At 39.5% G+C, this 12,325-nt stretch carries 6 protein-coding genes; 1 reads left to right on the top strand and 5 read right to left on the bottom strand.

Features of this window, described 5'->3' with window-relative positions:
- Positions 1 to 35 precede the first annotated feature (35 nt).
- The 4 genes from Q4534_RS20505 to Q4534_RS20490 form a co-directional block, all read right to left on the bottom strand.
- Positions 36 to 1,361, bottom strand: a complete 1,326-nt coding sequence (locus Q4534_RS20505; protein WP_303615025.1) for a TolC family protein — start codon at positions 1,359 to 1,361, stop codon at positions 36 to 38.
- Position 1,362: 1 nt separating this feature from the next.
- Positions 1,363 to 4,425: an efflux RND transporter permease subunit gene (locus tag Q4534_RS20500; protein ID WP_303615024.1), complete on the bottom strand. Its 3,063-nt coding sequence runs from the start codon at positions 4,423 to 4,425 to the stop codon at positions 1,363 to 1,365.
- Between the two features lie 9 nt (positions 4,426 to 4,434).
- Positions 4,435 to 5,511, bottom strand: a complete 1,077-nt coding sequence (locus Q4534_RS20495) for an efflux RND transporter periplasmic adaptor subunit (RefSeq protein ID WP_303615023.1) — start codon at positions 5,509 to 5,511, stop codon at positions 4,435 to 4,437.
- 343 nt (positions 5,512 to 5,854) lie between these two features.
- Positions 5,855 to 9,253 (bottom strand): TonB-dependent receptor, encoded by a 3,399-nt coding sequence (locus tag Q4534_RS20490; RefSeq protein ID WP_303615022.1) that lies wholly within the window; start codon positions 9,251 to 9,253, stop codon positions 5,855 to 5,857.
- A 591-nt stretch (positions 9,254 to 9,844) separates the two neighbouring features.
- On the opposite strand from Q4534_RS20490, the gene Q4534_RS20485 reads away from it, so the two are divergent.
- A complete protein-coding gene (locus tag Q4534_RS20485; RefSeq protein WP_303615021.1) occupies positions 9,845 to 10,546 on the top strand; it encodes a lysoplasmalogenase in 702 nt (233 codons plus the stop codon).
- A gap of 6 nt (positions 10,547 to 10,552) precedes the next feature.
- Here the strand turns inward: Q4534_RS20485 and aspS are convergent, their stop codons facing one another.
- A complete protein-coding gene (aspS, locus tag Q4534_RS20480; protein WP_303615020.1) occupies positions 10,553 to 12,313 on the bottom strand; it encodes an aspartate--tRNA ligase in 1,761 nt (586 codons plus the stop codon).
- Positions 12,314 to 12,325 lie beyond the last annotated feature (12 nt).

The raw sequence follows: 12,325 nt of genomic DNA, 5'->3' as shown, positions 1-12,325 counted from the left end.
CGCAAAATATAGCCACTGAAGCGCTATTATTATGGTTAATTCTCCTCCAAATTGGCAAAATAAATATTACCGGAAAGACGCATTAGTTCTATTTCGTTCTCTTTTATTGTGTACAGCGACTCTATCAATCTGCTCTCTGCTTGCAGTCTGCTCACTTGCGCATCCCGAAACTCAAGATAATTGGTGATCCCCAAACGAAACCTGTCGAGTGTAATATCAGAACTCTCCACAGCCACTTCATAATTTAATTTTTCTATCTCCAAAAGCCGCTTACTATTTTGATACGTATTGAAGGTCCGCTGTAAATCAGACAACATTTGATTTTCATATTGCTCTATCAAGTGCTTCTGGTTGTTGATTTGAATCTTAGCGGCCTGAATCCGCTTGTTTAAAGCCAAGCCACTGAATAAGTTTAAGCTTATCGTAGCACCCAAGTTAATCCCTTGCTGCTGATTACTCAGCAAAAAGCCCGCATCTGAAGTTAAAGTATTGTCTATATAAGACCCGTTTAAGGTAATGGTCGGCAGTCTTTGTGCCCTCAACTCTTTTAATTGAAGATAAGCTACATTTTCCATTCTTTGAGTAGCCAAAAAACCCTTATTTTGATCAAAAGCACTTTCTTTCAATTCTTCAAGGGAAAAGGAATCCTCAATGGTGATGGTATCATTGACTACAAAATTTTTATCCGGGCCTATGGCAAGTAATTCATTCAAATTGACCCTTGAGTTTTGGATAACTTGCTCTTGGGACACCAGTGCCGTAAGGTCTGCATTGTAATCTACCTGAGCAGCTAAAAAGTCTCTCTTCGAGGCCCTTCCCAATTCATATTGTGCTTTGGCAATTTCCAGTCTTTCATCAGATAATTTTAAAGTGTGCTTTAGCACCTCGAACCGTTGTTGCTCAAGAACCAACCTGTAATAAGCAGTGGCAATGGCGGCAACGGTATTTTCTATCACTACCTTGGCCTCCAGTTCAGACACTTCTTTCAGTTTTCCTAATCGTTGCAAGGCAACTACTGCATCTGCCCTAAAACCATAGAAAGCTACCAAACTATAGTTATTGTTTCTGGTTTGGGCATTGGGAATAATCCTTGGATTTTCCGGATCACTTACGAAGGCCTGCTCTGTATCTTCCTTTCTATAAATTCTGGTATTGTTTAAGTCAAGCACTGGCATCAGTAGGCTTCCGGCTTGTTTTTTCTCATTTTCTGCCAGCAAAACCTGATTGGTAGCAATCTTAACATCAAAGTTATTTTCCAATCCAATCTCAACTGCCTTTTCAAAAGTTAAAGATTCGTCCTCCTGTCCATACAATCTGCAGGAGAAGGCCACCATCATTCCTAGCAATATAATTTTCTTCATATTAAACTCTTGCTAATCTTCCTTTTTTAGATGTCAAATAAGTATATATGCCCGGAATAATAAATAAGGTAAGCAGTGTTGCCAGCAACATCCCTCCTACTACAGCCACACCCATAGGCACCCGTCCTTCGGAACCTGCCCCCAAAGCCAAAGCTATAGGCAATATCCCCAAAATGGTGGATAAACTGGTCATTAAAATAGGTCGAAACCTTGCTGCAGCTGCACCTTCAATGGCCTCTGATATGGGAATCCCTTGGGCTTTTCGTTGATTGGCAAATTCCACAATCAATATCCCATTCTTGGTCACCAACCCAATGAGCATGATTATTCCTATTTGACTAAACACATTAAGGGTAAAATCAAATAACCACAATGAAAATAAGGCCCCAAAAATCGCCAATGGCACCGTAAACATGATAGTCAATGGATCCATAAAACTTTCAAACTGGGCAGATAAAACGAGGTAGATCAATATCAAGGCAAACACAAAGGCAAACACCAAACTACTAGAGCTATCTCTATATTCTTTGGATAATCCCGCCACATCAGTGGTATAGGTTTCATCTAACACTTCGGCTGCAATTTTGTCCATTTCTACAAGTCCGGAACCTACTGTTTCGCCAGGAGCAAGGCCTGCCTGCACCGTTGCACTTACAAACCTATTGTAGCGGTAAAGTTGAGGTGGAGTACTTCTTTCATTGATCTTGACCAAATTATCCATTTGAATCAATTCTCCATCATCACTTCTTACATATAGCATCCTGAGGTTTATAGGTTCATTTCTATCCTCCAATTGCATTTCTCCAACTACTTGATATTGCTTACCATTCATGATAAAGTAATCAAATCGCTGGCCGGAATAACTTAGCTGAAGTGTTCTGGCAATTTCTTGAACCGAAACGCCTATGTTTCTGGCTTTCTCCCTATCAATCTCAACCTCTATTTCAGGCTTGGTAAATTTTAAATTGACATCAGGAAAAGTAAAAACAGGACTTTGCCCTACTTTATCCATAAAAACCGGGATAATTTCTTTTAACTTTTCCAATGTCTGGGCTTGGATAACATATTGGATGGGTAATCCCGCCCTCCTGTCCCCAATGGATGGCTCCTGTGCCCCAAAAGCCCTAACGGACGTTTTATTCTTTAAATACACCGCAACATCATCAAAAATTTCTTGCTGACTTCTTTCCCTTGTTGCTGCATCATTTAAAACCAACCTAATAAAACCTGAATTGGTACTCGCAGAACTAAACCCCGGAGAAGTAACCGAAATTAACCCTGCCCTTTCTTCCTCAGGAATCATTTCAGAAAGTTCCACAGTCATTTCATCAATTATTCGGTCCATATAGCTAAAAGTTGCTCCCTCAGGTCCTGCCATATTTATTCTTATTTGCCCTCTGTCTTCTAAAGGTGCTAGTTCGGAAGGGATGTTGTTAAAAAGATAATAGGTACCAAGTCCCATTACCCCTACCAAAACAAAAGACATCCACTTAATTTTCATAAAAGAGGAAAGTGCTTGGACATAAATCTTGTTTAACCATAGAAAGAATGGTTCGGTTTTATTATACAACCAATTTTGCTTTTTTCTTCTCTTCAGTAGCTTAGAACTGAGCATCGGTGTCATGGTAAGGGCCACAAAAGAAGAGATGATCACTGCTCCTGCCACTACCACACCAAACTCCCTAAACAGCCTTCCAGTGGTGCCTGTAAGAAAAATCACAGGTAAAAAAACTGCTGCCAAGGCTACCGTCGTGGCTATGACGGCAAAGAATATTTCCTCAGCTCCCTGCTCTGCTGCAGTTTCCGGATTTTCTCCTTTTTCAATTTTGGTATAAATATTTTCTAATACCACAATGGCATCATCTACCACCAGCCCTATGGACAATACGATGCCTAGCAAGGTCAGTACATTGATGGAAAACCCTGCCATATACATGATAAAAAACACACCTATCAAACTAATGGGGATGGTAAGTACAGGAATAAAGGTGGTACGCCAATCTCTTAAAAATAGAAAAATGATAAGCACCACCAACATAAAGGCCACAAAAATTGTCTGTTGCACCTCGCTGATTGAATTTCTTATAAATTTCGTGGTGTCAAAACCTATTCCCAGCTGAATATCCTCCGGCAGGTCCTTCTTTATAAATTCCAGTCTTCGATAAAATTCATCTATAATTTCAATACTATTGGATCCAGGCAAAGGAACCAGAGCCACCCCCACCATGGGTACCCCATCTCTTTTAAGCACGGTCCTTTCATTCAGTGGGGCTATCTCTGCATTTCCGATATCCTGAAAACGCACCACGTTATTCGACTCCTCTTTGATAATCAAACGGTTAAATTCTTCCGAAGTACTCATCCTACTTCGTGTCCTTACCGAAAGTTCTATGGATTCCCCTTCAATTTTCCCGGTAGGGAGTTCTACATTTTCACTTTGAACTTGGTTGAGTACATCTATGGGTGTAATGCCATAGGAAGCCATTCGCAGAGGATCCATTCGCAAACGCATGGCATATTCTTTTTCCCCCCAAATTCTTATTTCACTGATACCGTTGATGGTCTGTAGCCTTTCTTTGAAAATATTTGTGGCTATATCAGACAATTCCAATAAGCTGCGTTGATCACTTTGCACATTTAAAAATACGATGGGCTGTGTGTCTGCATCCTGTTTGGAAACGATAGGGGGATCAGTATCGGGAGGAAGGTTTCTTTGGGCCCTTGAAACTTTATCTCTTACATCGTTCGCCGCGGCCTCCATATCAGCCCCGATTTCAAATTCCACCGTAATGCTACTGTTCCCATCGTTACTGATGGAAGACAAGGATTTTATTCCGGAAATGCCATTAATGGCTTCTTCCAGAGGTTCCGTAATCTGTGCCTCAATTACATCCGCATTGGCTCCCACATAAGTAGTTCTTACATTCACCACCGGAGGATCCACACTTGGGAATTCTCGGATTCCTAAAAAGGAAATTCCAATGATTCCAAAAATCAAAATAGTGAGTGACATCACTATGGATAATACGGGTCTTCGAATACTGATCGTAGATAAACTTGACATAATATTCTATCAGTTCGTTAAGTTGACATCAACGGACATTCCATCCTTTGCTTGCAGTACTCCTGTGGTTAATACCAGCTCTCCGGGTTCCACACCTTCCACTAGCTGCACCCTGGTGTCTGATCTTTGGCCGATCTCCACCTTTCTGGATTCGATAACACCATCCTTGGCCACAAATACCTTGTATCCTTCCAATTCCGGAATTACAGATTCTGATGGAACGAGAATGGCATCTGACACTTCATCTAAAACCAAGCGAACCCTTACAAACATTCCCGGAAGAAATTTCTTTTCTTTGTTAGGGCTCTGAGCCCTAATTTTTAAAGTTCTGGTAGCCGCATCTATATTCGGCTCAATGGCATAAACCTTACCTTCTGCTTCTTCATCTGATACATTTGAGTTGAAATAAATGATTGTACCCACCTTTATTTCATTGGAATACCGCTCAGGAATTGAAAATTCTATTTTGATTGGGTCTACATTGACAATGGTGGCAATAAGATCGGAAGTACCGATAACACTTCCTTCTGATATTTGCCTGAAGCCTAACTCTCCATCAAAGGGTGCCCTGATGATCATTTTATTTAATTGGGCTTCAATTAAGCGCAAATCTGCAAGATTGGTATTGTATTGATTAAGGACTATGTCGTATTCTTCCTGGCTAATGGCCTCTTTTGTCAATAATTGCTTTTGCCTTTTTTCCTGACTTTCATACAGCTTTTTAGTATACGCTAACCTGTCATATTGGGCTTTTAACTCGTCATCATTTAAATAAAGTAAAGGACTGCCTTTTTTCACAAACTGCCCTTCCTTAAAAGTTATTTTCTCTACCAAACCATTCACTTCAGGCCTTAAGTTTACGATTTCATTGGGTATAAGAGAGCCTGTGATATTCAAGTTGCTTTCCAGAGATTCTTCCTTCAGTTTGATCACGTTAACCGGAAGATTGGATTGAACCGCTGCAGACACACTTTCTGTACCAGTCGTCTCTCCTTCAGTGTAAAGCCCCATTCTTGGATAGAAAAATATAAACCCTATCACTAATAGGATAATTACAGACAAAATGATTTTGGTTTGGTTTTTCATTCTGAAAACTAATGTATCGTTTAACCAACAAGTTTATTTTAAAGATATAAGTTTAAAGTAAACTTATTTTCTTTAGCAAAAAAACAATAAAATTTAAGAGGCAAAACTAAGCCATTAATGGCAAGAGAATGGAATATTTAAAGGTATAAATTATATTATCAAAAAATACAAAGCGAATATTTCCATGCACTACTTATATCCCCATATCTTAGACCTTGAATGATACGCATATTAAAAAATAGTATTTAAGCCTGTATTTGCCAAAACGGGCAATTCCTTTTCAATAAAAAAAGGTCGCCTTTACAGGCGACCTCTTTTATTGTATAGCAATCTAATTTCATTATTAAAATAAATACCTTAAACCAACCTGCATGCTCCAAGTGGTTCCAAATCCACTAACATTTCTGAATGGGTTTGTAGGAAGGTTTCCTGAAATGGTGGTTAGATTAAAATCAGGAGTGGCACTTACTGAACCGGCTCTTGAAAGCAAATTCTCAGCACCATTTAAGTCGTCCTGAATTCCCCAATCACTGTTTAGCAAATTACCTAGGTTCACAATGTCCACACTCAACTGAACAGTATTTTTCATTTTCCCAAAAGTCTGAGAAACATCTTGTAAGATACGGATATCGAACCTGTTTAACCATGGGTTAAGGAAGGCATTTCTCGGCAAGTAATCACCTCTGTATTCACTCAATCCATTTTCTTCTACATAGGCATCAAAGGCAGCTCTTTGCTCTGCTGCAGTATAAACTACACCATCATCATCTGTGATGTCAACAAAATTCATGGTAGAAGAATTTTCAGGAAGGTATATCAAGTCACCCGTAATACCATCTCCATTAAAATCATTGCCATACACATAAGAGTATCTTCCCTGATGTGCTCCATTATAGTAAAGTCCAATTGTTGTAGCCAATGCATTTGCGTATTCAATTCTATAACTTACACTTCCGACTATCCTATGTGGAATTGCGAAGTTAGAGATATTCAGCATTTGGTCGTTTGGACTATTAATGGTAGGACTTGCACCCCATGCAGAACTCGCATTGGATCCATCATTGGCCGAAACTTCTTTTGCTGAAGAATAAGTGTAATACAAGGAAGCACTAAAACCTCTGTGATAAGGCACTGACACACCAACTGTTCCACTAAAGCTTCTACCTTTGATACTGGTATTGGAAAGAACAGTTGCATTGTTTCCTCCCATTACACTGTTATAAGCAGTGCTTTGGCCAGGAAGAAAGACTTCTCTGGTATCACCATAATCACCCGGAGCTCCACTAGAACCATAATCCATGGTATTGGTAGACCTTACTCGGTTAGCTCCGTATTGGAATACGGCATTGATATCTCTGGTGTACAATAAATCAGTGGTCAATAGCAATGGAGTATTTGGAATTTGGTAATCCAAACCAAAACTTGATCTCCACACCATTGGCATTTTAAAATCAGTGTCTACCAATGCGAATGACCCAGGTGCTCCTTCTGTTGGAGACGAAATAAATACATCTTCAGCTCCTTCAGGAACATTTTCCACATAATAATAACGCTCAGTTTGGAAATTAATATTGTTTATCCATCCTTCAACTTCCTCATAGCTACCAGGCTCAACATTATTCTGTATAACACCCGCATTAGTAGGCATATTGGTCAACCATACGAATGGTACCCTTCCAGAAAATACGCCAGTACCACCTCTTAAAGTCAGCGAACGGTCACCAAATACATCATAATTAAATCCAAACCTTGGAGAGACCATTAATTTAGAACTTGGCCATTCTCCTGAATTGTAATTGGTAGGCATCCCAAACTGATTGGTCAGGGTAATCTCATTGATGGATTCGTTAGCCGTTAAATCATTCAAGTAAATCGGAAGCTCCGCACGAAGACCAAAGGTAATGCTAAGGTCGTTATTTACTGCATACTTGTCTTGAGCATAAAGAGAAGCCAATCCAAAATTAACCCTGGAATAGGTATCTTGTCCGGCATAAGGATATGTCAAGCCAAACATGGTAGGGGCAACTTCGTTTGCAGTTCCTGTAGATAGGAAGTCTTCAACAGATGCATATCGGTAATAGGAAGTTCCCAATCTGACATAACTGTTACCAAAATTCTGAAGTTCAAAGGCAGCTCCCATGGTAATGTTGTGCTTGCCTTCCACATAATTCAAGTTATTGATAATAGAGTAATTATTATTGATAACATCATTGTTGTAGGTAAACAATTCTGTACCAAAAGAAATATAGTTCATGGAACCTTTATTCTGCACCATGTTTCCTTCACCATCATCAATCAATCCTCCACCGTCCCAGATGTCAACAAATGGAAAAAGTTGATCAGAAGGAGAAGTTCTTTTGTCTTGAATTCTAGAATAAGTAGCCAAAAGTTGGTTAGACCAACTTGTGCTAATGTAACTATTTAATTCTGCGGTAATAGACCTTACGGAATTCTCAAATCCATAATTTGCATTTTCAAAAGTGATGGCATTCTGACTCACCCTGGCACCATTAGGCCATGGAGCTCTTGGACGTGGCCCTGAAGTGGAACTGGCCAATTGGTTGGAAGTACCGACCACTTGATTGTATCTTACGGCTAATTTGTTCTTTTCATTGATGTTCCAATCAATCCTTGCTAGCAATTTGGTGCTGGCTTGTTCCGCCTCATTGGCATATCCTTCATATCTTCCCGGATCATAACCCCACTGGTTGATCAGGTGATTTTGTACGGCATCCAAATCTGTTCTTGTAGGTCTGGCAATATTGTTTTCAGGGTCAGCAATTCCATCTTCTGACGGTCTCCAAAGGTTTACTCCGGAAGCATTCGCTCCTGTAAGGATTTCTCTTTCGGCGTTTATAAAGAAAAACAATTTGTTCTTTATAATTGGTCCTCCCAATCTAAAGCCAAAATTCTTGGTGGCTGCATCTACAGCTTCCAATTCATTGTCGCCAACCTTCCTTCCCTGAAGGGATTGATTTTTAAGGAAGTAATAAGCAGACCCTTCTAAGGTATTGGTACCACTTCTCGTTACAGCATTGATACCTGCTCCTGTAAAGCCACTTTGCAACACATCATATGGCGCAATATTTACAGTAATTTCTTCTATAGCATCTAGGGAAATTGGCTGGGAATCTCCCCCTGGAAGAGGATCATCACTTAAACCAAACCCATTGTTAAAGTTTGCTCCATCAATCTGAAGGTTATTGTACCTTGCATCCCTTCCTGCAAAGGAATTTCCACTGGCTTGAGGGGTTAACCTTGTAAATTCAAGTACACTCCTGTTGATCTGTGGAAGATTTTTTAATTGTTCATTGGAGATATTCGTTGCTGTACCTGTGCGGTTTGAGGTAAAGTCAGACCCCCTGTCTCCTTCTACAACAAATTCTGTCAATTCAGTGTCTCCATCAGAAAGCACTGCATTTAAATTGTAAACCTCTCCAAGCCTCAACACAATTCCTGAGAATAGTTGAGATTCAAAACCAAGATAATTAATCTCTATAGAGTAGGGCCCTCCTACTCTCAGGTTGGGTAGGTTAAACCTTCCATCCACATTGGTAACCGCACCATACACGGAACCGGAAGGCTCGTGGGTTGCCTTTACAGTAGCACCTATCAGTGCCTCTCCTTCGGTGTCAAACACAGCTCCTTGAACAGAACTGGTAGTTACTTGACCATAACTGCTCCCAATAGCGAGAAACAGTAATAGCACTACAAGCATTCTTTTTTGTAACAGTTGCCTCATTTTCAAATATTTAATAGGTATAAATAAATAATAGAATCAAAAATAGTTTCGGCTTTATTTGGGTACAAATATAATCTTAAATTAGGCCTATTAGAATAGCTAAATATTAAGTTTTCAATTGAAGTGCCAAAAATAATTAACAAATCCCTAACATTAGAATTTAGAAGGAAATATTTTAAACCTTTATTTTGACGACTGAAAAAAAATAATCAATCGTAAAATTAAAGATTGCCTAATAATTATTCCAAAAACACCTCTACCACTCAAGTAAGGCCCAAAAAGCAAAATTTTCTCTTATTGAATTTTATCCATCCCACCCAATGCTTTCTCCAAACTGCTGACCTTTTAACGCATTTTTTTCATAGAAACTCATTATCTTCAATTTTATAATGCGAGTAGGGTAGCAGCTGTTGTCCTCTCTACCCGGCTTCATATAAAATCATTCAAATTGCAAATAATGTTGGCCTCTCTCGCAGGGATATTCTATTTCTAACTATTAAGAGAAGTAAATGTTTATTCTACATTTAACAACTACCTAAGTACCTGATTGGTTCGACTTTAAGACAAATAAAAATAAAGAAATTAAACAAAATGCGCAAAAAAGAAATCTTATGGTTGTATATCTTCCTCTTTGCATCCTTGGCAGATATATCAATGATCATTCATGCAGAGATTAATTATAGGTATCTCACCAAACCTTTGATTATGATCTCTCTTTTGCTCTATTTTTTGCAGAGCACAAAATTAATAAAAGGAAGTTTGTTGCGTATCACCGTTTCGGCCGGATTATTTTTCTCCTTCTTGGGAGACGCTTTACTTTTAAACAAAGACTTGTTTTTATATGGCCTGGGCGCCTTTTTTATGACACATGTATGTTATATAATAGCCTTTAAGCTGACTCAAAATCAGACATTAAACCTATTTAAAGTGAATTTTATAAAAATGTTTGTTTACAACCTTCCACTTTACATCCTTGCAGCATTCATCTATTTCCTGATTCATGCACAACTGAACGAATTAAAAATACCGGTTATTATATATACAATGGCCATTGTCATGATGGTGACAATGGCCAGGGAAAGGTATGGAAGGACCAATAGTTCCAGCTTTTGGCAGTTGTTTATTGGTGCTTTTTTATTTTTTATATCAGATAGTTTGTTGGCCTTGGATCGGTTTTTTTATCCCATAATCGATGGAGATCTATACATTATGGGCACCTATATATTAGGTCAACTTCTGATTATTATGGGAATAAGAAGCCACCTTTTGCAAGTTCATGAGACTTCTTCCTAATTCCTTTTATTCTGAATCTTTTTTCTTAATATCCAATGACAATTCAACCAATTGTTCATCAGAAATGCCACTAGGTGAGTTAATCATTACGTCTCTGCCAGCATTATTTTTAGGAAAGGCGATATAATCTCTAATGGAATCTGTTCCTCCAAAGATGGCACATAAGCGATCAAATCCAAAGGCAATCCCACCGTGAGGAGGCGCTCCAAATTCAAAGGCTTCCATAAGGAATCCAAACTGAGATTGGGCCTCTTCTTCTGTAAAGCCCAGATGCCTGAACATCATTTGCTGGGTTTCCTTGTCATGAATTCTTATTGAACCACCACCGATTTCCACCCCATTGATGACCAAATCATAGGCATTGGCGCGAACTTTACCGGGATCTTTGTCGAGAAGCTCCATGTCCTCTTTTTTAGGAGAGGTAAAAGGGTGGTGCATGGCATGATACCTGGCCGTTTCGTCATCCCATTCAAGCAATGGAAAATCCAGAACCCAAAGTGGTTTGTAAACTGTCTTGTCTCTCAAACCTAATTCGTCACCCATCTTTAGCCTTAATTCAGACATTTGCTTTCGGGTATCTTTTTCACTACCGGAAAGCAGCAATATCAAATCACCTTTTTTAGCACCTGCTTTGTCAGCCCAAGCTTTAAGGTCTTCTTGACTATAAAATTTATCCACAGATGACTTAAAGGTGCCATCTTCATTGCATTTAACATAGACCATGCCTTTGGCACCTATTTGCGGTCTTCTTACCCAATTGGTAAGCGCGTCCAACTGCTTTCTGGTATAGTTAGCAGCACCTTCTGCATTGATGCCGAGGATCAGTTCTGCACTATCAAATATACTAAACCCCTTCCCTTGTGCCAATTCATTGAGTTCTACAAAAGGCATCCCAAAGCGAATGTCAGGCTTGTCATTTCCATACAGACGCATAGCATCCTCATAGGTCATGCGTTCGATATTCCCCAATTCCATCCCCTTAACTTTCGTAAAAAGGTGACGAACCAACCCCTCAAAAATCTCCAAAATATCCTCTTGGTCTACAAAGGACATTTCACAGTCTATTTGGGTAAATTCAGGCTGCCTGTCTGCACGGAGATCCTCATCTCTAAAGCACTTTACTATCTGAAAATAACGATCAAAACCACTGACCATTAATAGTTGCTTAAAGGTCTGTGGAGATTGTGGCAAGGCATAAAATTCACCTCCATGAACCCTGCTAGGCACAACAAAATCTCTGGCTCCTTCAGGAGTGGATTTGATCAATACGGGTGTTTCCACCTCCATGAAATCTTGTCCATCCATGTATTTCCTGGTCTCCTGCATCATGCGATGCCTCAGTTGTAGTTTTTCTCTAACCACATTCCTTCTCAAGTCCAGGTAACGGTACTTCATTCTCAACTCTTCCCCTCCGTCTGTCTCGTCTTCAATGATGAAGGGCGGCACTTTGGCCTTATTTAATATCTTCAATTCACTCACGCGAATTTCAATTGATCCGGTAGGGATTTTATCATTTTTTGAAGCACGTTCAATCACCACTCCTTCAGCCTGAACGACATACTCTCGTCCCAAGGTTGTTGCAGTTTTTAACAGTTCAGGAGCCACAGCCCCTTCTTCAAAAATCAGTTGGGTAACACCATAACGATCTCTTAGGTCAACCCATGCTAAACCTCCCTTATTCCTTACCCTTTGCACCCATCCGGAAAGTATAACTTTTTTATCCAAATCCTCCAGACGGAGTTCTCCACAAGTATGTGTTCTAAGCATTGAATTAGATTT

It is taken from the genome of Cyclobacterium sp. 1_MG-2023, assembly GCF_030546805.1.
Taxonomy (GTDB): domain Bacteria; phylum Bacteroidota; class Bacteroidia; order Cytophagales; family Cyclobacteriaceae; genus Cyclobacterium.
This window is presented reverse-complemented; position numbering and strand designations above follow the sequence as displayed.

What these genes read in the sequence shown, in the direction of transcription:
- Q4534_RS20485 (WP_303615021.1), top strand. Translation starts at nt 9,845, where the DNA reads ATGCGCAAAAAAGAAATCTTATGGTTGTATATCTTCCTCTTTGCATCC.
- aspS (WP_303615020.1), bottom strand. Translation starts at nt 12,313, where the DNA reads ATGCTTAGAACACATACTTGTGGAGAACTCCGTCTGGAGGATTTGGAT.
- Q4534_RS20505 (WP_303615025.1), bottom strand. Translation starts at nt 1,361, where the DNA reads ATGAAGAAAATTATATTGCTAGGAATGATGGTGGCCTTCTCCTGCAGA.
- Q4534_RS20495 (WP_303615023.1), bottom strand. Translation starts at nt 5,511, where the DNA reads ATGAAAAACCAAACCAAAATCATTTTGTCTGTAATTATCCTATTAGTG.
- Q4534_RS20490 (WP_303615022.1), bottom strand. Translation starts at nt 9,253, where the DNA reads ATGAGGCAACTGTTACAAAAAAGAATGCTTGTAGTGCTATTACTGTTT.
- Q4534_RS20500 (WP_303615024.1), bottom strand. Translation starts at nt 4,425, where the DNA reads ATGTCAAGTTTATCTACGATCAGTATTCGAAGACCCGTATTATCCATA.